The 20,323-nt window shown below is 70.2% G+C and carries 21 protein-coding genes and 2 pseudogenes; 11 read left to right on the top strand and 12 right to left on the bottom strand.

Annotated elements, in window-relative coordinates; all coding sequences use genetic code 11:
• The first annotated feature begins 7 nt into the window (after window positions 1-7).
• Entirely contained in the window at window positions 8-754 is a 747-nt protein-coding gene (locus Q9S36_RS09270) for a sulfurtransferase (RefSeq protein ID WP_311284857.1), read from the top strand.
• A 58-nt stretch (window positions 755-812) separates the two neighbouring features.
• Here Q9S36_RS09270 and Q9S36_RS09265 read toward each other — a convergent pair whose 3' ends face one another.
• Window positions 813-2,792, bottom strand: coding sequence for a 5'-nucleotidase C-terminal domain-containing protein (locus tag Q9S36_RS09265; protein WP_311284856.1), 1,980 nt, complete (start codon window positions 2,790-2,792; stop codon window positions 813-815).
• Window positions 2,793-3,053: 261 nt separating this feature from the next.
• Between Q9S36_RS09265 and Q9S36_RS09260 the strand changes: the two genes are divergently transcribed.
• Both Q9S36_RS09260 and Q9S36_RS09255 read left to right on the top strand, forming a co-directional pair.
• On the top strand, window positions 3,054-3,986 hold the full coding sequence (locus tag Q9S36_RS09260) for a diacylglycerol kinase family protein (protein WP_311284855.1): 933 nt from the start codon (window positions 3,054-3,056) through the stop codon (window positions 3,984-3,986).
• Between the two features lie 53 nt (window positions 3,987-4,039).
• On the top strand, window positions 4,040-4,540 hold the full coding sequence (locus Q9S36_RS09255) for a GNAT family N-acetyltransferase (RefSeq protein WP_311284854.1): 501 nt from the start codon (window positions 4,040-4,042) through the stop codon (window positions 4,538-4,540).
• Between the two features lie 7 nt (window positions 4,541-4,547).
• Here Q9S36_RS09255 and Q9S36_RS09250 read toward each other — a convergent pair whose 3' ends face one another.
• From Q9S36_RS09250 to Q9S36_RS09240, 3 genes are all read right to left on the bottom strand, one after another.
• Window positions 4,548-5,282, bottom strand: a complete 735-nt coding sequence (locus Q9S36_RS09250; RefSeq protein ID WP_311284853.1) for a DUF2071 domain-containing protein — start codon at window positions 5,280-5,282, stop codon at window positions 4,548-4,550.
• Window positions 5,283-5,298: 16 nt separating this feature from the next.
• Window positions 5,299-5,517: a DUF2945 domain-containing protein gene (locus tag Q9S36_RS09245; protein WP_311284852.1), complete on the bottom strand. Its 219-nt coding sequence runs from the start codon at window positions 5,515-5,517 to the stop codon at window positions 5,299-5,301.
• 139 nt (window positions 5,518-5,656) lie between these two features.
• A complete protein-coding gene (locus Q9S36_RS09240) occupies window positions 5,657-5,860 on the bottom strand; it encodes a cold-shock protein (RefSeq protein ID WP_251451530.1) in 204 nt (67 codons plus the stop codon).
• 619 nt (window positions 5,861-6,479) lie between these two features.
• Here Q9S36_RS09240 and Q9S36_RS09235 point away from each other — a divergent pair.
• The 4 genes and pseudogenes from Q9S36_RS09235 to Q9S36_RS09220 all read left to right on the top strand — a co-directional run bounded on the left by Q9S36_RS09235 (window position 6,480) and on the right by Q9S36_RS09220 (window position 10,649).
• Window positions 6,480-8,273 (top strand): glycoside hydrolase family 15 protein, encoded by a 1,794-nt coding sequence (locus Q9S36_RS09235; protein WP_311284851.1) that lies wholly within the window; start codon window positions 6,480-6,482, stop codon window positions 8,271-8,273.
• The gene (locus Q9S36_RS09230) at window positions 8,263-9,174 is read left to right on the top strand and encodes an SMP-30/gluconolactonase/LRE family protein (protein ID WP_311284850.1); all 912 of its coding nucleotides are present in this window, start codon (window positions 8,263-8,265) and stop codon (window positions 9,172-9,174) included. The genes Q9S36_RS09235 and Q9S36_RS09230 overlap by 11 nt, the downstream gene beginning before the upstream one ends.
• Window position 9,175: 1 nt before the next feature.
• Window positions 9,176-9,976: an SDR family oxidoreductase gene (locus tag Q9S36_RS09225; RefSeq protein ID WP_311284849.1), complete on the top strand. Its 801-nt coding sequence runs from the start codon at window positions 9,176-9,178 to the stop codon at window positions 9,974-9,976.
• An 87-nt stretch (window positions 9,977-10,063) separates the two neighbouring features.
• Window positions 10,064-10,649: pseudogene (locus Q9S36_RS09220) on the top strand (SDR family oxidoreductase).
• 54 nt (window positions 10,650-10,703) lie between these two features.
• Here the strand turns inward: Q9S36_RS09220 and msrA are convergent.
• A complete protein-coding gene (msrA, locus tag Q9S36_RS09215; protein WP_311284848.1) occupies window positions 10,704-11,252 on the bottom strand; it encodes a peptide-methionine (S)-S-oxide reductase MsrA in 549 nt (182 codons plus the stop codon).
• A 201-nt stretch (window positions 11,253-11,453) separates the two neighbouring features.
• On the opposite strand from msrA, the pseudogene Q9S36_RS09210 reads away from it, so the two are divergent.
• Window positions 11,454-11,918 (top strand): annotated as a pseudogene (locus Q9S36_RS09210) (Pr6Pr family membrane protein); the annotation flags it as partial.
• A gap of 41 nt (window positions 11,919-11,959) precedes the next feature.
• Here Q9S36_RS09210 and Q9S36_RS09205 read toward each other — a convergent pair.
• The 4 genes from Q9S36_RS09205 to Q9S36_RS09190 all read right to left on the bottom strand — a co-directional run bounded on the left by Q9S36_RS09205 (window position 11,960) and on the right by Q9S36_RS09190 (window position 15,173).
• Window positions 11,960-12,577 carry a hypothetical protein gene (locus Q9S36_RS09205; protein WP_311284847.1) on the bottom strand — a complete coding sequence of 206 codons (618 nt, stop codon included), beginning with the start codon at window positions 12,575-12,577 and terminating at the stop codon, window positions 11,960-11,962.
• Window positions 12,574-13,401 carry an endonuclease/exonuclease/phosphatase family protein gene (locus Q9S36_RS09200; protein WP_311284846.1) on the bottom strand — a complete coding sequence of 276 codons (828 nt, stop codon included), beginning with the start codon at window positions 13,399-13,401 and terminating at the stop codon, window positions 12,574-12,576. The genes Q9S36_RS09205 and Q9S36_RS09200 overlap by 4 nt, the downstream gene beginning before the upstream one ends.
• The gene (locus tag Q9S36_RS09195; protein ID WP_311284845.1) at window positions 13,398-14,192 is read right to left on the bottom strand and encodes a glycosyltransferase family 2 protein; all 795 of its coding nucleotides are present in this window, start codon (window positions 14,190-14,192) and stop codon (window positions 13,398-13,400) included. The genes Q9S36_RS09200 and Q9S36_RS09195 overlap by 4 nt, the downstream gene beginning before the upstream one ends.
• 72 nt (window positions 14,193-14,264) lie before the next feature.
• Complete coding sequence (locus Q9S36_RS09190) at window positions 14,265-15,173, bottom strand: hypothetical protein (RefSeq protein ID WP_311284844.1); 909 nt, start codon at window positions 15,171-15,173, stop codon at window positions 14,265-14,267.
• A gap of 88 nt (window positions 15,174-15,261) precedes the next feature.
• Here Q9S36_RS09190 and Q9S36_RS09185 point away from each other — a divergent pair, with 88 nt between their 5' ends.
• Window positions 15,262-16,707 carry a cryptochrome/photolyase family protein gene (locus Q9S36_RS09185; protein WP_311284843.1) on the top strand — a complete coding sequence of 482 codons (1,446 nt, stop codon included), beginning with the start codon at window positions 15,262-15,264 and terminating at the stop codon, window positions 16,705-16,707.
• A gap of 38 nt (window positions 16,708-16,745) precedes the next feature.
• Here the strand turns inward: Q9S36_RS09185 and Q9S36_RS09180 are convergent, their stop codons facing one another.
• Window positions 16,746-16,931, bottom strand: a complete 186-nt coding sequence (locus Q9S36_RS09180; RefSeq protein WP_311284842.1) for a hypothetical protein — start codon at window positions 16,929-16,931, stop codon at window positions 16,746-16,748.
• Between the two features lie 217 nt (window positions 16,932-17,148).
• On the opposite strand from Q9S36_RS09180, the gene Q9S36_RS09175 reads away from it, so the two are divergent.
• On the top strand, window positions 17,149-17,733 hold the full coding sequence (locus tag Q9S36_RS09175; RefSeq protein ID WP_311284841.1) for a PadR family transcriptional regulator: 585 nt from the start codon (window positions 17,149-17,151) through the stop codon (window positions 17,731-17,733).
• Window positions 17,734-17,769: 36 nt separating this feature from the next.
• The gene (locus Q9S36_RS09170) at window positions 17,770-19,461 is read left to right on the top strand and encodes an AarF/UbiB family protein (protein ID WP_311284840.1); all 1,692 of its coding nucleotides are present in this window, start codon (window positions 17,770-17,772) and stop codon (window positions 19,459-19,461) included.
• 70 nt (window positions 19,462-19,531) lie between these two features.
• Here the strand turns inward: Q9S36_RS09170 and Q9S36_RS09165 are convergent, their stop codons facing one another.
• Window positions 19,532-19,780: a helix-turn-helix transcriptional regulator gene (locus Q9S36_RS09165; protein ID WP_311284839.1), complete on the bottom strand. Its 249-nt coding sequence runs from the start codon at window positions 19,778-19,780 to the stop codon at window positions 19,532-19,534.
• 1 nt (window position 19,781) lies between these two features.
• The gene (locus Q9S36_RS09160; RefSeq protein ID WP_311284838.1) at window positions 19,782-20,267 is read right to left on the bottom strand and encodes a DUF2975 domain-containing protein; all 486 of its coding nucleotides are present in this window, start codon (window positions 20,265-20,267) and stop codon (window positions 19,782-19,784) included.
• Window positions 20,268-20,323 lie beyond the last annotated feature (56 nt).

Here is a 20,323-nt window from a genome sequence, read left to right as displayed (position 1 = left end):
GGTGGCCGTGCTCTCCGTCCTCAACATCTCGGCCTACCTGTTCACGCATCTGGATGACGTCGCCGCGCAGCGTGCGATCCTGCGGGAGCGTGCCCTCGAGCGTTCGTTGAAGGGCACGATCCTGCTCGCCGAAGAGGGGATCAACCTCTTCCTCGCTGGTGAGGCCGATGCGGTGCGGGGCTTCGTCGCCGACCTGCGCGCCGACGAGCGGTTCGCGGCATTGACGACCAAGGAGAGCTGGTCCGAGGCGCAGCCCTTCCGCAGGATGCTGGTCAAGGTCAAGCGCGAGATCATCCGCATGGATCATCCGACCATCCGCCCCGAGGCGGGCAGGGCACCCGCCGTCGATCCGCTCACGCTCAAGCGCTGGCTCGATCAGGGTCACGATGACACAGGGCGCGAGGTCGTGCTGGTGGACACCCGGAACGCCTTCGAGGTCGACGCCGGCACGTTCGCGGGCGCCCACGACTGGCGCCTCGAGCGCTTCACCCAGTTTCCGGATGCCGCGACCGCCCACCGCGGCACGCTGACGGACAAGACCGTCGTGAGCTTCTGCACGGGCGGCATCCGGTGCGAGAAGGCCGCGCTGTACCTGCGCGACGCGGGGATCGACGCGTGGCAGCTCGACGGCGGCATCCTCGGCTATTTCGAGCAGGTCGGTGGAGACCACTTCGCGGGAGAGTGCTTCGTCTTCGACGAGCGCGAGCTGCTCACGCCCGAACTCGCGCCCGCCGGGAGTGCACCCGGCGCCTGAGACGCGGAACGGCCCCGGGCGGGAGCCCGGGGCCGTTCCGATCCTGAGGGGGGTCGACTCAGCCGGTCACGTTCAGCGTGAACGACGTGGTCGTGCCGGTCGAGGGCACCGTCAGCTCGAACGTCGTCGGCCCGCTCGCGGTGTCCGGCACCGAGAAGCTGACCGTCGCCGTGCCCACCTCGTCGGTGGTCGGCGTGTACGAGGTGTCGATGCCGGCCGATCCCAGCACGGCGCCGCCGAGCGAGACGACGGCGGTGTCGGCGTCGGTCTCGTCACGGGTGAAGTCCAGCGACGAGAAGTCGACCGTGACCGACGACCCTGCCGCGACCGTGGTGCCGCCGTCGACGTGAACGCCCACGGCCCGCTGCGTGAGGTCGGGCGTCGCCGTCTCGAACGTGTCGAACCAGTCCACCATCGACTCGAGGTCGATCTTTCCGCTGTCGGCCTTCGCCGTACCCGCGCGGAAGACGGTGAAGTTGTCTCCGCCCGACGCCAGGAACGAGTTGGCGCCGACCGAGTAGACCTGGTCTGCCTGGATCGCGACCCCGTCGAGCCACATCTGGGTGATGCGGCTGCCGGCGGCGGCGGTCGGGTCGTACGTGTAGCGGAACTCCGAGTTGACGCCGAGCTTGAGGAACGGACGCGACGCCGAGGCCGGCTGCCACTGCTGCTCGAGCACCTGGCGGATCTGGTCGCCGGTGAGGTTCATCGACACCAGGGTGTTGGCGAACGGCTGCACCGCAGCCGCCTCCGCGTACGTGACATCGCCCGAGGCGATGTCGGCACGCAGGCCGCCGGGGTTCATGAACGTGATCTGCACGTCGCGGGTGCCCTCGGCGTTGAGCGACCACTTCTGCACGTCGGCGACGAAGTTGCCGAGCGTGGATTCGCCGCCGCGGTTCTCGGGGAAGTCCGTCACGGTCGCCGGGTCGGCGAAGACGGCGCGGCCGAAGCTCGCGGCGGCGTCGCCGAGCACGACGCTGCCGAGCTCGTCGGCGATCTCCTTGGCCTCGGCCACCAGAGGCTCGAGCGCCGGGTCGGGCTCGAAGTGGTAGCCGATCACGTCGCCGCGGGCGTTGCGGATGGCCATCGTGTAGATGGTGTTCTCCATCGAGGTGATCGCCTTGGCCTTGCGGTCGTAGACGATCTCCATGTTGGAGAAGCGCTCGCCGTACTGTCCCGACGAGATGACCGGACGGTCGTCGATCACCAGGTTGTACGCCAGGTGGGTGTGGCCCGAGACGATGGCGTCGATGTTGTCGCTGGCGTTGTTCACGATCTGCCCGAAGCGCGTCTCGGGGTCGGTAGCCGACTCGACGGTCGGCTCGGCGGCGCCCTCGTGGACGAGCAGCACGACGATGTCGGCCTCGCCGTTGCTGCCCTTGCCGTCGCTCAGTTCCGCGGCGACCCGGTTGGCCGCATCGACGGGGCTGCCGACGGTGATGTCCTCGATGCCGGCCGGCGCGACAAGAGAGGGCAGTTCATCGGTGACGGCGCCGACGAAGCCGACGCGCACACCGTTGACCTTCTCGATCCAGTACTCCGGCAGGGCGGGCTCCATCGTGTCCTTCAGGTACACGTTCGCCCCGACGTATTCCCAGTCGGCCAGCGGCATGACCCGGTCGGTGAGGTCGGCGAAACCGCGGTCGAACTCGTGGTTGCCCACCGCACTGACGTCCAGCCCTGCGAGGTTGAGTGCCTCGATCGTCGGAACGTCGTCCTGGATGAACGAGGTGAACGTCGACGCGCCGATCATGTCGCCGGCGGCGGCGAACAGCGTGTTCGGGTTCTCGGCTCGCAGCTCGTTGACCGCGCCGGACAGGCGCGCGATGCCGCCTGCCGTTCCCGACTCCTCGATACGACCGTGGAAGTCGTTGACGGTCACCAGATTGATCTCGACCGTGCGGCCGTTCGCGGGAGGGTTCTTCGGATCCTTCGGGGCCGCCTGAGCGGCACCCACACCGCCCAGGGTGAGCGCGAGGACCGTGGCTCCCGCGAGTGCTCCGGCGGCGACGCGGCCGCGCGTTCGTTGCTGCATTCCGTTGTCTCCTCTGCAAGACGGATGCCGGCGGCCGACGGATCGCCGATCGTCCGGTGTCGCACGTGCCGACCTCGGGTTCGAGCGGGCACGGGATCGAGCCTATGTTCGGGCTGTGCGGCAGGGAAGAGTCCGCCGACGTTCCCCGGTCCGCTCATCATGAGAGTTCCTTCATCTGCGTGCATGCCGTCATCCGGATGCACAGTCGGACACGGTGCGCCAGTGCTTGCATTCCCTGCGGCCGAGCCCGAGAGTGAGCGCATGACTTCAGCGAGTGTCGGGATCGTATGGAACCCGAGCAAGATCGATCAGGACGAACTCCGCGACGCCGTGGACAGCGTCGACCCGGATGCCGCGGCCACCGCCCAGTGGTTCGAGACCAGTGTGGAGGACCCGGGGCGCGGAGCCGCCGAGGCGGCCCTGGCAGCAGGGTGCGACCTGGTGCTGGTGGCCGGCGGTGACGGGACCGTCCGTGCCGCGGCCGAAGCGCTCGCCGGGAGCGGCGTGGCGATGGGGATCGTGCCGCAGGGCACGGGGAACCTGCTCGCCCGCAATCTCGACGTACCCCTCGGCAATGTCAGGAAGGCGCTCGAGCGCGCTCTCGATCCGGGCCAGGAGCGCACGATCGACATGGGGTGGGTCGAGATGGACAACGGAGAGCCTGAGCGGGCCTTCACCGTGATGGTCGGCTTCGGGCTCGACGCGCAGATGCTGTCCGAGACCGACGACGACCTCAAGGACAAGGCCGGGTGGCTCGCGTACGTCGAGGCCATCGGGCGTGCGGTATCGGCATCCGAGGTCGTGGACGTGACGATCACGCTGGACGACGGCGAGCCGCAGCAGCTCAGCGCCCACACCCTTCTCATCGGCAACTGCGGAACGCTGCAGGGCGGCGTCGCGCTGCTGCCGGATGCGCTCTTCGACGACGGTCGGCTCGACCTCCTCGTGGTGAGCGCCGAATCGCCGGCCCAGTGGCTCGAGACCCTCAAGACGTTCGTGTGGGACAACGGCGTGCGCAAGCTCTTCGTGCAGGACGCCTCGGCGGTCAGTTCCGACACCGCCGTGCACCTGAGCGGGGAAGCGGTCCGCGTGGACTTGCCCAAGCCCATCCTGTTCGAGATCGACGGCGAAGAGGTCGGCGAGATCTCGCGGTTCGCGGTCCGCCTGGAACCGGGCTCGCTCACCGTGCGCTGATCGCTCGGAGGCTCGGAGGCTCGGAGGCTCGGAGGGCTCGCTACGCTCGTGCGATGACCCTTCGAGTCCTCTCCGACGGCGCGGTGCTGCGCGCAGCGCGCCCGGGCGATGAGCCCGGCATCCTCTCGTGCATTCAGGCCCTGGCCGACTACGAGCGCGAGCCCGACGCTGTCGAGAACACGGCCGACGACCTCACGCGTACGCTCTTCGGCGCCGACCCCAAGGCGTTCACCCACGTCGTCGAGCGGGACGGCGCGGTCGTCGGCATCGCCATCTGGTTCCTCACGTACTCGACCTGGACGGGCACGCATGGCATCTGGCTCGAGGATCTATACGTCCACGACGAGCAGCGCGGGCGCGGGTACGGCAAGGCGCTCATCGCCTCGCTGGCCGAGGTCTGCGTGGAACGCGGCTATCGGCGCCTGGAGTGGACCGTTCTCGACTGGAATGCGCCCTCCATCGCCTTCTACCGGTCGATCGGGGCGGACCCGATGGCGGAGTGGACCACGCAGCGCCTGAGCGGTGACGCGCTGTCCGCACTCGCGGCGGGCTGACCGGTGCTCAGATCGTCTCGCCCCGTCCGAATCGTGACGACACCCCGGGACTGAACAGCACCGAGTCGGGCGCTCGCGAGGTGACTCCGGGAAGCCCCGCGGCGGCGCACAGATCGTCCCGCAGGCTGTCGACCCGCGCGGGATGGAGCACCCAGGGCTCGTGCTCGTTGGGCAGCCAGCGGGTGCGCCCCAGGCGGCTCTCGAACAGACCCCAGCGCGCGGTGAGGAACCGAGCCGTGTCGTCGTCGACGACCTGCGAGGGATCGACCGTGACAGCCAGTCGGAAACCCGGTCCGAGCTGGTCCGGGCGCACCGCGATTCGGCGGGAGGCGTACTCCCAGCCGCCGGGGAGTGGTCGCTGCGCGGTGCGTGCCCACATATAGGGGAGGGAGAACACCGCACGAGCGGCCAGCACCGCGGGGAGGCTCGCTGCCTCGAGCGAGCGGAACACCACACCGCGACGGCCGCGTGAGTCCACGGCGTACAGGCGGACGTTCACTTCGGTGAACGAGCCCCACCTCGTCATCGCCGGGAACGGCCCGATGCGGGCGTCGCGAAGCTCGAAGGCGATCAGCCCGACCCAGCTGGTTCCGTCGTGGACGTCGGGCGCCAGGCCCGGCGGCAGCAGGGGAGCGACCGCTTCGGGTGGCACCCGCCAGTGGACGAAGGCGACATCGCGCCAGCCCTGGGCGGCGACCACACCCCCGCGCAGCGGAGGGGCCGAGGTCGAGATCACGTCCATGACCCGATCGCCCGGGTCAGTCGCTCTTCAGCTTTCGCAGCGACGCACCCTTGTGGGCTGCGCGCCGACCGCTCTTCTCGGACTCCACGATGAACGACGGCTCATCGTCCGAGGCGGTGAACGTCTGACCCTCGAACTCGAAATCCCTCGTCCGGCGCTCGACGACCTCGCCCTGCGTGCGTCCCTGCGGTGTTCCCCAGCTGACGCGGTCGCCCTTCCGGAGGTTCTCGGTCATGATCTGCCCTCGCATTTCTTCGGATGCCGCAAGAGTAGATCCGCGGCGGGCGACGTGGCCGGGCTTGACAGCGAGTGCGGACGCGCGAAAGCCGGGGCAGCGCTGCGGCTGCCCCGGCTTTCGCGGTGGAACGTGTGGGTCAGAGCGGCCGGATGTTGGCTGCCTGCATGCCCTTGGGTCCGCGCTCGGCGTCGAACTCCACCTTCTGGGTCTCACGGAGTTCCTTGAAGCCGTCGCCGGCGATCGCGCTGAAGTGCGCGAAGAGATCGGCCGAGCCGTCGTCGGGTGCGATGAACCCGTAGCCCTTCTCGGAGTTGAACCATTTCACGGTGCCAGTGGCCATCGTGTCTTTCCTTCTACTTTTCGGGCCGCCTGAGCGACCGGGGGTGCCGCGCCGACGTGTGCGGAGCGGACGTGTGATGTGCGGTGCGCCGGCCGGAACCGGAGCCACGCGGGTGGTGGATGCCGCGACCGCCGCCGAGGCGAGTTCGCGGGAGTCGTAGCGGCCGAGAGCGTCGCCGCGGGCGCTGTGCGCCTGGTAGCCGTCGGGCTCGACGGCGATGAAACCGGCGTACTCGCCGGCCAGGGTGGCGACGAACACGTCGTCGTCGGCCTGACGCCAGTCGAGCGTCGGCCGGGACGAGCCGGTGATGGGGGTGGTGACGAGTGTCAAAAGAGCTTTCAGCAGGAGTCGCAGGCGAAAGGCGATGTCACGTTCGCTGTGCGGAAGTCGGTGGTTTCTATAGGGAGCCGCGATCTGCGGCGGGCGTCCGGCGGTCTGCTTCTCCACAATGAGGCAGAAAAGTATCGACGCGTGCGGCCCGAAGGGCGAAACCCACCCTAGCACGTCCTCCCGGGTGGTCGATGCGCGGGCCAGGTTCGCCGACTCCGTCCGCGTTGTCAACCCTCGGCGTCGACGCCCTGCGGCGCCCACACTGGAGGCACAGCGCTAGGAGCCCCACGTGACCTCTGATCCCATCGAGTCCTACGCCCCCATCGGGGACGGTCGGACCGTGGCTCTCGTGGGCCGTGGGGGCCGTATCGACTGGCTCCCGCTTCCGGAGCTCACCTCCACGCCCGTGTTCGCGCGGCTCCTCGACGACGAGACCGGTGGATACGTCGAGCTCGCCCCCGTCGAGGAGCACACGGTGAGCCGCAGGTACCTGCCGCGCACCAATGTGCTCGAGACCGAGTTCACGACCGCCGGCGGCCGGGTCACCGTGACCGATGCGCTCGTGTCGGGGGTGGCGGGGCGCCTGCCGTGGGCGGAGCTGGCCCGCCGCATCGACGGCGTCGAGGGCAGCGTGCGGATGACCTGGGCCGTGCGCCCGGGAACCTCCTTCCACACCGGAGCGCCCTGGATCGAGCAGACGCCGCACGCCGCCATCATCCGCTGCGGGCACACCGCGCTGGCCGTGGTCGGTGACGGGCACGGTCCGAAGCCGCCCGAGCCCGACGGTCCGGGAGGACCGGTTCTGGCCGGCGAGTTCGAGACGCGGCCGGGGACCCGCCACGTGCTGGTGCTCGTCTCGACGCACCGCGAGCCGCTGCACCTGCCCGACCCGCTCAACGTCGACGTGGGCATCGACCGGACCGTGGAGAACTGGCGGCACTGGTCTCGCGTCTTCTCGTACGACGGACCGTGGGCGCGCCACGTGCAGCGCAGCGCCCTCGTGCTCAAGCTGCTCATCTACAGCCCCACGGGGGCGATCGCCGCCGCGGCGACGACGTCGCTTCCCGAGAATCCGCGGGGCGGCAAGAACTGGGACTACCGCTTCGCGTGGGTGCGGGATCTCGCCTACACGACCGAGGCGCTCGTGCGATTCGGCCTGCGCGAAGAGACGCATGCGGCGCTGTCGTGGATGCTGCGCACGATCGGCGAGCAGGGGCCGGAGCTCCACGTGATGTACACCCTCCAGGGCGATCTCGTCCCCGCGCCGCAGCAGTACGAGGTTCCCGGGTGGAACGGCATCCCTCCGGTGGTGACCGGGAATCCCGCGAACCGGCAGCTGCAGCTGGGCGTCTACGGCGACCTGATCGCCATCTGCCGGACCTACGTGCAGGCGGGCAATCTGCTGGATCCCGCGACCGCGCGCATCCTCGTCGATGTCGCCGACCGCACCTGCGATGTCTGGCGCAACCCCGACTCCGGCATGTGGGAACTGCCCGAGATCGCGCACTACACCTCGTCGAAGATGGGGTGCTGGAAGGCCCTCGACGATGCGGCCGCGCTCGCCGACGCGGGGGTCATCCCCGGAAGCGCCGACCGGTGGCGCGCCGAGCGCGATCGCATCCGCGCCTGGATCGACGAGCACTGCTGGTCCGAGGAGCTGGGGGCATACGTCGCCATCGCCGGCGGGACCGACCTCGATGCCTCCGTCCTGCTCCATGCGCCCACCGGGTTCGACCGCGGAGAGCGCATGTCGCGGACGATCGATGCCATCACCGCCGGGCTCGGCGCCGGCGCGCTGGTCTACCGCTACACCGGCGTCGAGCGCGAGGAGAAGACCTTCGTCGCGTGCGCGTTCTGGCGCGCGCACGCCCTGGCGTGCGTGGGACGCCACGACGAGGCGCTCACCCTGATGGACGAGCTTGTCGGCATGGCCAACGACGTCGGTGTGTACGCCGAGATGATCGACGAGCACGACGGATCGGCGTGGGGGAACACGCCCCAGGCGCTCAGCCACCTCGCCTTCATCAACGCGGTCTTGACCATCCGCGAACTCGTACCGGAGGAGAAGCTCCATGGCCGCTGACCTGTTCCGCGACACCCGCGGGATCCTGATCGAGAGCATCTGGTGGGATGCCCGCACCGACGAGGTCGTGTGGGTCGACATCACCGCCGGCACGATTCACCGCGGGCGCTGGGACGGAGCCGTCGACGGGAGCGATGATCGCGTCATCGAGCTGCCGCCGCCCGTGAGCGCCGTCCAGCCTGCGACCGGCGGTGGATACGTCGCCGCCCTCAAGGACCGGGTGGTCCTGCTCGACGCCGCCGGCGGCATCACGCGCGATCTCGCCGCACTCCCGCACCGGCACGACGGCATTCGCCTGAACGAGGGCAAGGTCGACCCGTTCGGGCGCTTCGTCGTGGGCGCGATGGACCTCAGCGCCGACGATCCGGATGCCGGGCTCTACGCCGTCGGCGCCGACGGCTTCCCGCGCACCCTCCTAGGCGGGTTCGGCATCACCAACGGGCTGGAGTGGAACGACGACGGCTCTGTCATGTTCGTCACCGACACCATGACCCGCACCGTCTATCGCGGTGCGTACGGACCCGATGGCGACCTCGGCGAGCTGGAGCCGTTCCTCGTCGGGCGGATGAGCGACGGGCTCGTCCGGGCGGCCGACGGCTCGTTCTTCAACGGCATCTACGGCGACGGCGTGGTCGTCCACTGGGGAGCGGACGGCGGCGTGCTCGGCGAACGGACGATCCCGGTGCCGAACGTCACGTCGGTGGCGTTCGCCGGGCCGGCGCTCGACGTCCTTCTGGTCGGCACGGCCCGCGAGAACCTCTCGGAGGACGCGTTGTCGCAGCATCCGCTCTCGGGTGGCATCTTCCGCCTCGACACCGGCGCAACCGGACTCCCCGTCCACACCTTCGGTGAGGACCACTCCGCTTCCGACGACGACCTGCACGACAGCAAGGAGAACTGACATGGACCTCGGCATCACCGGAAAGAAGGCGCTCGTGACCGGCGGCGACTCCGGCATCGGCTGGCACACCGCCCGCATGCTCCTCGACGAGGGGGCGACGGTCGTGATCAGCGACCAGGATCAGGAGTCACTGGATGCCGCGGCCGCCGAGCTGCGCGCACCCAAGGGACGGCTTCACGCCTTCGCCGCCGACATCACCAGCCTGGACTCGCTGTCCGCCCTGCACGAGCAGGTTCAGCAGGCGGTGGGCGACATCGACATCCTCGTGCAGTCCGCCGGCGTCACCGGTGCCCAGGGACTCTTCCACGAGATCACCGATGAAGGATGGACCAAGACCATCGACATCGACCTGCTCGGCCCGGTGCGTCTCGTGCGGCAGTTCCTTCCGTCGCTGCGCAAGGGCGGGTGGGGGCGACTGGTCTTCCTCGCGTCCGAGGACGCCGTGCAGCCCTACGACGATGAGCTTCCCTACTGCGCCGCGAAAGCGGGGATCCTCGCCCTCGCGAAAGGGCTGTCGCGCTCGTACGCCCGCGAAGGCCTCCTCGTGAACTGCGTGTCGCCCGCGTTCATCCACACGCCGATGACCGACGCCATGATGCAGAAGCGGTCGAAGGAGCTCGGCGTCTCGACGAAGCAGGCGATCGCGTCGTTCCTCGACGAGGAGCGGCCCTACATGGAGCTGAAGCGCCGCGGCGAGCCCGAGGAGGTCGCGGCGGTCGTCGCGTTCCTGTGCTCCGGACTGGCGTCGTTCGTGAACGGATCCAATTACCGCGTCGACTCCGGCTCGGTCGCGACCATCTGAACCCGGAGAGGGTCCGACTCGACCCGACCGACCGATCGATCGATCACCCACCGACCATCCGACCACACCCACCCACGAGAAGGAATCATGACCCGCGACCAGTACACCTTCACCGACCCGGCGAAGCTCTACGCCGACATCGAGCCCGAGAAGCAGGAGATGCCCGAGCCGGGGCTCGACGCCGACCTCTCGCCCCGCGCCGATCTGGGCGAGAAGTCCTACCGGGGCACCGGCCGGCTGGCCGGCCGCAAGGCCCTCATCACCGGAGGCGACTCCGGCATCGGAGCGGCGACCGCGATCGCGTTCGCCCGCGAGGGTGCGGATGTCGCGCTGTCCTACCTGCCCGAAGAGGAGGAGGACGCGCAGCGGATCGCCGGGATCCTCCGCGACGCGGGCGCGACGGTGCTGACCCTCCCCGGTGACCTCAAGGACGCCGCCTACTGCCGCGACCTCGTCGCCTCGACCGTCGAGGGTCTCGGCGGACTGGACATACTCGTCAACAACGGCGGGAAGCAGACCCGAGAAGCTGGAGTCGTTCGGCGAGCAGACGCCGCTCGGCCGGATGGGACAGCCGGCAGAGCTCGCTCCCGCCTACGTGTTCCTGGCGTCGGCGGAGTCCAGCTACGTGCTGGGCGAGACGCTCAACGTCAACGGCGGGATGCCCACGCCCTGACGAGGAGGCGGCGCGCGCGCCCCGCGATCGCTTCGGCGACCGCGGGGCGCGTCGTCACGCGGTCGCCGTCTTGTCGCGTGCCGGAAGCACCCATCCCGCGCGCGGGAAGTGGCAGGTGTACCCGTTGGGGTAGCGGATCAGGTAATCCTGGTGCTCGGGCTCGGCCTCCCAGAACGGTCCGGCCGACTCGATGGTCGTGACCGCCTTGTCGGGCCACAGCCCCGACGCGTCGACGTCGGCGATGGTCTCGCGTGCCACGCGCTCCTGCTCGGGGGACAGGGGGAAGATCGCCGACCGGTAGCTGGAGCCGATGTCGTTTCCCTGGCGGTTCAGGGTCGACGGATCGTGGATCTGGAAGAAGAAGGCCAGGATGTCGCGGTAGGACGTCTGGGCGGGATCGAAGACGATCTCGACGGCCTCGGCGTGACCGGGATGATGGCGGTAGGTGGCGTGGTCGTTCGAGCCGCCCGTGTAGCCGACGCGGGTGTCCACCACGCCCGGCTGACGGCGGATCAGGTCCTCCATGCCCCAGAAGCAGCCGCCCGCGAGGACGGCGGTCTCCATGCCGGGGACCTGAGTGACGGTGCCGGTGTCGGTGCTCATTGTGTGCTCCTTCTGCGGTGCGGAGATTCCAGTTTCGCCGATCGTCGCGGAGCCGGGGCCGTGGTGAGCCTCTATCGTCATGTCGTGGCCATCCCGTTCCGTCCCGTCGCCCTCGCCTTCCGCGCCGTCGCGGTCGTGGTGGTCGCGACGGGTGTCATCCGACTCCTCGATCTGTTCACGCCCGACCCGAGTTGGCGAACGATGCTGTACTTCACCGCGGTGACGAACGTCATCGTCCTGGTGTGGCTCACGATCGTCGCCGTCGCCACCGCGCGTGATCTGGTCCGCCGCGGGGCGCGGGGACTGACCAACCCCTCGCCGGAGTTCCACGGCGCGGTGCTGATGGCGGTCACCGTGACGATGCTCGTCTACACCGTCGTGCTCGTCCCCACGCTCACCCAGGACCCGACGTACGAGGCGTACACGCTGACCGACTCGCTCGTCCACGTGGTCGCCCCGGTGCTGGTGGTGCTGGACTGGCTGCTGTTCACCCCGAAGGGGCGCATGCGCTGGCGCGACCCGCTCCTGTGGGCGCTGCTGCCGCTCGGCTACCTCGCGTTCGCCTTCGTCTTCGGTGCGCTGGGCGGGGAGTTCGAGCCCGGGGTCTCGTATCCGTATCCGTTCATGGACGTGGCGACGCTTGGGGTGGGCGGGGTCGCACTGTGGATCCTGGGGCTCGCGGTCGCGCTGGAGCTCGTGGGATTCGGCTACGTGGCGATCGACCGCGCGCTCGGTCGGCGCTCGCGCGACGCCTCCGGCTCGCGCAGCGACGCCGACGCCAGCAGCACACCTGCGCACACGGCGCCGAGTCCGCCCACGGCCATGTCGCCGATCGTGTCGGAGTAGGCCACGAAGATGTCGTCGGTGATGAAGGCCCAGCCCACCCACTCGACCATCTCCCATACGGCGCTGACCGCGAGCCCGAGGACCACCGCCAGCACCACGGGTGCCCGGCGCGGCGTGTCCGGCGCGCGGGGCGGAGCCACCACGCGCAGGTCGGCCAGACCGAGATACGCGACGACGGCGATGACGCCGGTGCACACGAAGTGGATGAGCAGGTCCCACCCGACGACGGTGGTGTAGAGGTCCAGCACGTTGCTCCACGCGGCGACGAGGACCGTGATCCCGTAGAAGATGTCGAACCACGCCCGTACGCCGAGGAAGCGCGGCACGAGGAGCGCCGGAAGCGACAGGGCGAGCACGCCGACGTGGGTGGGAGTGCCCCAGACCGCGACCGCCAGAACGCTCACGAGGCCGAGGACCCGAACGAGGTCGGCGGCGTATTCGCCGGGGGTGCCCGGTGGCCGCAGGAAGTTGCGCCTCATGGATTCGTCCGTTCGCGTAGCTGCACGATCGCCTGGACCGGCAGATGGTCGGAGGGCCACCCTCCGAGAGCCCGGCGGGTGTTGATGCCGATGCCGCGGACGCGGACCTCCGCGGTGGCGGCGATCCAATCGATGCGCCCGGTGCCGGCCCGCGGTCGACGATACCCGCCGAAGGTGCCCCATTCGCTCGTCAGCCGCCGCTCGGCGCTGGTCCACGCGTCGCGCAGGACGTCGTCGGCGAACAGCTCGTCCAGCGCCGTGGTCCCCGGCCGGTCGTTGAGGTCGCCCGTCACCAGGGCGGGCAGGGCGGCCGCCTGCACGAGGCCGCGCACGTGGGCGGCGCCGCGCGCGCGGGAGCGCCGCGAGAACGGGTCGAGGTGGGTGTTGAAGACGGCGAAGCGCGTCCGGGTCTCTCGGTCGCGGAACACCGCCCGCACGACGATGCGGGGAATCAGGTTGCCCCATGTGCGCGAACCCGGTTCGTGCGGGCGGTCCGACAGCGCGGTCTGGGACCACTCCATCAGCTCGAGCCGGCCCGCGTCGAAGAACACCGGGCAGCCCTCGCCGGCTCCGTCCGCACGCCTCCCGCGTCCGATCCGCTCGTACCGATCCCCGAGGGCATCCGAGATCGCGTCAGCCTGATCGGGCAGCGCCTCCTGAACCCCCAGCAGGGTGGGGAGCTCATCGCGCAGCAGCGACTGCAGCCGCGGCCGACGCCGGTGCCAGCTGTCCGCGGGCGGCCACGTGCGCCGCAGTCTGCGCCGCACGTTGAAGGTCATGACGTGCAGGTCGGGGGCGATGACCGGTCCGATGAGGGCGCTCACGACACGCCGCCTCTCGACCGGCGCGCGCGCGCCCGCATCCGTCGCATCCCGTGCCGCGACCAGCGGATCGGAGGAAAGTCGGCGGGCCAGTGCACCAGAACGCTCCGCCAGCCCGCGGCGCTCCGCCGCGCGAAGGACCGGGCGCTCGCGAACGGGCGCATCGACATGCCCATGGTCCTGGCCGGGACGAGGCGGATGCGCGCGTACTCGCCGAGGTGGAACGCCAGGTCGAGGTCGTCATGCACGCGCGGGTCGTCGCGGTGCACGCGCTCCCGGATGCCGCGCCACAGGGTTCGCCGCATGCCGAGGTTCGATCCGAACAGCGGCAGGTGACCGAGGGCGGCGGCCGTCGTGCCGGCGTACGCGCCGAGGTAGATCACGGCGAGGGGAGTGCGCAGCCACGTCGGGCCGTCGATGAAGCGGGCACCGCCCGTGAACGCGCCGACGTCCGGGCGGCGCTCGAAGGCGGCGACCATGTCCGCCACCCACGTGGGTGAGGGCACGCAGTCCGCGTCCAGCCGCAGGATCAGATCGCTGCGGGCGTGGTCGTAGCCGTGCGACGCGGCGGCGGGGATGCCGGGGCGGGCGCAGTGCTCCACGCGGGCGCCGGCCGCCCGGGCGACGTCGGGTGAGGCATCCGAGGAATCGTTGTCGACGACGATGATCTCGTCCGGAGCGAGGGTCTGCGCGTGCAGGGCGCGGAGGCATCGGCGCAGCTCGGTGTCGTCGTCCTTCACCGGGATCACGACGGACACGGTCATCCGTGTGCCCGGCGGGGCTGCTGCGGTCACGGTTCTCCTCTCGGGCTGCCTCTGCGCCACGGTAGCGGGCGCGCGGGGGAGGGCCCGCGCCTTGACGCGGTGCTACCGGGCCGGTATCGCGCGGCGCCGCAGCACGGCACGGATGACCAGCCCGATGGCGGCGACGACGAGCGTCGCGACCACGGGACGCAGGGCGAGTTCGGGGGTCAGCAGCGCCATGCGGAAGACGCCCAGTCCGTAGTCGGCGAGGTCGCCGGGTGAGCGCAGCAGCACGCGGGTTCCCAGGGCGTTCGCGATCCCCGTCACCAGCGCGGGAGCGATCCACACCAGGGCGACCGAGACCAGTGCGGCCAGCACGCGTCCGACGGTGTTGAGGCCGGCCCACGCGATGGCCGCTCCGGTGAGGATCGGGGCGATCCACGGCAGGAGCGGCATCACCGCCGCGAACGCGTCGTGGCCGAGACCACGGCTGAGGACGGCGCCGAGCCACGCGCCGGTCGCGATCGCCGCGACGGCGAGTCCCAGCAGGGCGCCGGCGCGCGGGGCTCGTGCGATGAGGATCGTGACCGTCATCCCGACAAGGACCGACAGGGACGTGCCGACGACCAGGCCTGCGAGGTACAGCGTCGATTCGAGGCGGTCCTGGAGGCCGTCGCGGACGACGAGCGCCGTCTGGACGGTCGCGGTCACCTGGACCAGCAGGATGCCGGCGAGGAGCAGTGTGAGCCCCCACCCGCGCACCCGCAGGGCACGACCGGCGATGCCGGCGAGGGCCGACCCGACCACCAGGTACGCGAAGACCTGGACGACCGTGTACTGGCTGAAGGGGAGGAGCACGACGGGCATCTGCGCGGCGGTCGCGGTCTCGGCCCACAGGTTCTGCAACGGCAGGCGGGCGCCGGTCAGCCACCACGGGGCCAGCGCGATCGCGGCTGCGGCGACACCGAGGGGGAGGAGGGCCCACGCTCCGACTCGAGGGTCGTCCTCGGTCCGCGTCCGGGTTCTGATCACGGCTTCTCCTCGCCTCGTCGCGGGCGGGGCCAGCATAGATCGTGCGCAGCTCGAACCCCCCGCGCACCGCCGGTGCGAGGATGAGGGGATGAAGGCCGCGCTGGTGCTCGCGACGCAGCTGTTCGACCGGCATCCGGCCGAGGACGATCCCGACATCGACGTCTTCGTCCTCGTCGAGTCGGCGGCGGTGTTCGACCGGCGGCCCTATCACTCGCACAAGATCGTGCTGCTGCTGGCCGGCATGAGGCACGCCGCGGCGCGGCTCGAGGCGGCCGGTCGACGAGTCGTGCGCGTGCCGCTCGGCGACGGGGCGGGATTCGCCGAGGGCCTTCGCGGAGTGCTCCGGCGCGAGCGCGTCGAAGGGCTCGCGTGGATGAGCGCCACCGATCGCGACGTCGATGCGCGCCTTCGCCGCATCTGCGCCGACGAGGGCGTGGCAACGCGCGTGTACGCCGACGAGCTGTTCCTGACCCCGGCGGACGATGTCGACCGGTGGTTCGCCGAGCACCCGGGTGCGCGCATGGAGGACTTCTACCGGTGGCAGCGCCGTCGCACCGGCATCCTGATGGACGGATCGAGCCCGGTGGGCCGCCGCTGGAACTTCGACGCCGACAACCGCGAGCCGCTGCCTCGGACCGGGGTCGCCGTCCCGGCGCTTCCCGAGGTGCCGCGCGACGAGATCGTGCGCGGCGCGATCGCCGAGACCCGGGCGATGTTCGGCGACCACCCGGGCGACCCCGAGGACTTCTGGCTGCCGGTGACGCCCGAGCGGGCGCGATCATGGCTCACGGCGTTCGTGCGCGACCGGTTGGCGTCGTTCGGGCGGTACGAGGACGCCATGAAGGCCGACGAGCCCTTCCTGTTCCATTCAGTCCTGAGCCCGCTGCTCAACGTCGGGCTGCTGCGCGTGGAGGAGGTGGTGGATGCCGCCACCGCCCACGCCGGGGACGTCCCGCTCGCCTCGCTCGAGGGGTTCATCCGCCAGATCATCGGATGGCGCGAGTACATGCGCGGGGCGTACCGTGCGTGGCCCGCGCTCGAAGGGGCCAACCACTTCGCCCTCGCGCGTGAGCTGGAACCGTGGTGGTACACCGGACAGGGGATCCCCGACGAGGTGCCCGTCCCGGTCAGGACCGTGCTCGAGCGCGTGCACCGCTGGGGGTACGCGCATCACATCGAGCGGCTCATGGTACTGGGCAACTGGTTCCTGCTGCAGGGCTACCACCCGCGCGAGGTGTTCGACTGGTACAGCGCGCTGTTCGTCGACGCGTACGAATGGGTGATGGTCCCCAACGTGCAGGGCATGAGCCAGTATGCCGACGGCGGGCGGGTGGTGACGAAGCCCTACATCTCGGGCGGTGCCTACCTGCAGAAGATGGGTTCGTGGTGGAGGTCGGCGCAGGAGGCGCGGGATTCGGTCTTCACCGACGCGTACTGGAGATTCCTCGACGAACACGAGGACGCGCTCGTGGGCAATCCCCGGCTCACGATGCCCCTGGCGCAGATGCGACGGCGGCGCGAGCAGGAGGGATGACGTCGACGGGGTCGTCGCCCGTCGACGTCACCCCGTCCTCAGATCGACGGTTCGTCGGGGCTCGGTGCGAGCGGCTCCGAGGGCGACGGCGCCGATGGCTCCTCGGGGGAGGGGGCGAGCGGCTCTTCGGGCTCGGGGACGATCGGCTGGCTCGACTCCGGCTCCACGCCTTCGTAGCCGGTGGAGTCGGGGGCGTCGGGCGAATCGCTGGGAAGGTGGCTCATGATGCTCCTCGATCGCGGTGGTGATGGGTGGTTCCAAGCCTGCGCGCGTCGGGCTTGCGTCATCACCCCCTTGACCGGGGACGCCCCGGCACGATAGCCCCTCGCGGCTGCTGAGAACGCGGTGTGAAAGAGAGCGGATACCTTGTGTGGCGGCATCCCGAACGATATATCGGTAACTATCGCTTGCGTTGTGCGGGCGGATCGCGAGGAGGACATCATGAACGCATCGGACACCGGCAACCCGTTCGGTCCGCGGCACCGGGGCGCGGGGCGACCCGGCGGGGCGAGCGGATTCCCCGGAGCGGGCCTGTGGGAGGCCATGGACCAGCTGTGGGGCGGCTTCGAGCAGAAGTTCACGGGGCGGATGGGTCGCGGCGACGTCCGCTCCGCCGTCCTGTCGCTGTTGAAGGAACAGCCCATGCACGGGTACCAGATCATCCATGAGATCGAGCAGCGCAGCGACGGCATGTGGAAGCCGAGCCCCGGCTCGGTGTACCCGACCCTGCAGATGCTCGCCGATGAGGGTCTGATCGTCGCGGAGGAGTCGGCGGGGAAGAAGACCTACTCGCTCACCGAGGCCGGTCGCGCCGAGGCGGAGCAGGCCGAAGACGGTTCGGCGCCGTGGGAGATGCCGGGGATGCGCGAGGCGTCGCGCGCGACCGCGCTGCCGAAGTCCGGGGCGAAGCTCGCCCAGGCGGCCGCGCAGGTGGCGAAGGCGGGCTCGCCCGAGCAGGTGGCCGAGGCTGTGGCGGTGCTGGACGAGGCGCGGCGTAAGCTCTACTCCATCCTCGCCCAGGGCTGAGGGATGCCGTCGGAACGTCGGCATCAGGGAGATTCGATGTCCGACGCCGACGGTTCCCGCGCGCGCTATCGCCGCATCATGCGCTTCGCGATGCGGTACATGGCGCAGGCGTGGTGGTACGAGCTGTTCCTGCCGCGCATCGGGCTGGAGCGCTTCTCGGCCCTCGGTCGTCGGCGACGCCTGCAGGGGATCGCCCGCAACTTCCACGGCCTGGCGCTCGGCCTCGGCGGTCTCATGATCAAAGTCGGCCAGTTCATGTCGTCGCGGCTGGACGTCCTCCCGCCCGAGATCACGAAGGAGCTCGAGGGGCTGCAGGACGAAGTCCCGCCCGTCGACTTCGCGGCCATCCGGGCGCACGCCGAGAGCGAGCTCGGGATGCCGCTCGATCGCGCCTTCGCGTTCGTCGACCCGGTGCCCCTTGCGGCCGCGTCGCTCGGCCAGGCCCACCGGGCGCGCCTGCTGCCCGCCGACGCCGCCGACGCCGGATTCGCCGACGCCGTCGTCAAGGTGCAGCGACCGGGGATCGACCGGATCGTGGACGTCGACCTGGCGGCACTGCGGAAGGTGGCCGGATGGCTCCATCGCGTCCACGTCATCCGTCAGCACGTGGACCTGCCGACCCTCATCGAGGAGTTCGCGGTCACGAGCATGGAGGAGATCGACTACCTGCACGAGGCGCGCAACGCCGAGCTGTTCGACGCGAACTTCGCCGGGGACGGCAGAGTGGCGGTGCCCGATGTCGCGTGGGAGCGGACCACGCGCCGCGTGCTGACGCTCGAGGACGTCACCGCCATCAAGATCAACGACATCGACGCGCTGCGGGCGGCGGGGATCGACCCGGGCGAGGTCGCCACGGCGTTCGCCAATGTGATGTTCGACCAGCTCTTCGTCGACGGGTACTTCCACGCCGACCCGCATCCCGGCAACATCTTCGTGACACCGGTGCCGGATGCCGCGCCCGGCGCCGCGGGATGGCGGTTCAGCTTCGTCGATTTCGGCATGATGGGCGAGGTTCCCGACCGCCTCCGTCACGGTCTGCAGCGCTTGATCATCGCGGTGGCCGCGCGCAACAGCCGGCAGATGGTCGAGGGCATCCGAGATGTGGGCGTGCTCCTGCCCACGGCGGACGCCGCGGAACTCGAACGAGCGCTCTCCGCGCTGTTCGCCCGGTTCGGAGGGATGGGGTTCGCCGAGCTGCAGCGGGTCGACCCGCGCGAGTTCCGGGACTTCGCCACGGAGTTCGGCGACGTCGTGCGGTCGCTGCCCTTCCAGCTGCCCGAGAACTTCCTCCTCATCATCCGCGCCGTCTCGCTGACCTCCGGAATGTGCAGCTCACTGCAGCCGGAGTTCAACATGTGGGATGCGGTGGAGCCGTACGCTCAGCAGCTCATCCGCGACGAACGCGGCAGCTTCGTGCAGTCGATCGGGCGCGAGGCGGTGTCGTTCGCGGGCGTCGCCGCTCGGCTTCCCCGCCGGCTCGACGACCTGGTGTCGCGAGTGGAGGAGGGGCGCCTGCAGGTCGACACCCCGCGATTGGATCAGCGGCTGCGCGGGCTGGAGCGCATGAGCCGCCGCGTCGTCTCCGCCGTGCTGTTCGCGGGACTCCTCATCGGCGGTGCGGTGCTGCGGCCCGAGGAGCCCGTGACCGGCACGGTGCTGATGGCGGCCTCGGTGCCCCCGCTCCTCCACGCCCTGTTCGCCGGGTTCGCCGGACGCCCGCGAGGATGACCGAGAGCCGGGCGTGCGGTGCGGTGCGGGTGCGATGCGGTGCGGGTGGTGCGGTGTGGGTGCGGTGCGGTCAGTCAGCCGTCGGCGTGGCGCGCTCGGGGCTGCGGTCGGCGTCGGCGGGCTCCCAGCGCAGGACATCGCCGGGCTGGCACTCCAGCACTTCGCAGATGGCGTCGAGGGTCGTGAAGCGCACCGCCTTGGCGCGGCCGTTCTTGAGCACCGCGAGATTGGCCGGGGTGATGCCGATCCGATCGGCGAGGGCGCCGACCGACATCTTGCGGCGGGCGAGCATGACGTCGACGTCGACGACGATCGGCATGTCAGATCACCTCGTCGAGTTCGCTGCGAAGGGTGCGAGCCTCGTTGTCGCGCTCGATCGCCTGGCGCAGGAGGGCCTTCATGACCACGACGAGCAGGGCCATCCCGCCCAGGACGAGCGCGGCGCCGCAGATCAGGCCGACGACTCCCGGTGCGACGTCCCCGGGAGCCAGGAGCACGGCGAGGGCGAAGGTGAGGACGGCTGCGGTCGCGATCGACCCGATGATCACGTCGACGTAGCGGAACGTCGAGACCGAGAACACCGACCCGCGGCTCACCCGCGTGAGCAATTGCCATACGCAGATCGCGAAGACCTGCATCGTGGCCACGCCGAGGACGGCGATGGTGACGAACGCGATCCGGCCCCACAGCGCCTCACCCTCGAGGTCGTACCAGAGCAGCGGGACGATGACGGTCTGCACCAGGAGCGATCCGAGAACGGCGAGCACGATGATGATGCGAAGGGTGAGGATGGTGGCTTTGCCCATGACGACTCCTATCGAAGAACGTGTGCAATCTATCGTTATTCGATAGTTTGGGCAAG

Source organism: Microbacterium sp. ARD31 (assembly GCF_031844425.1).
Note: the sequence above shows the minus strand (reverse complement) of the source record. Positions and strands in the feature narration are given on the sequence as shown.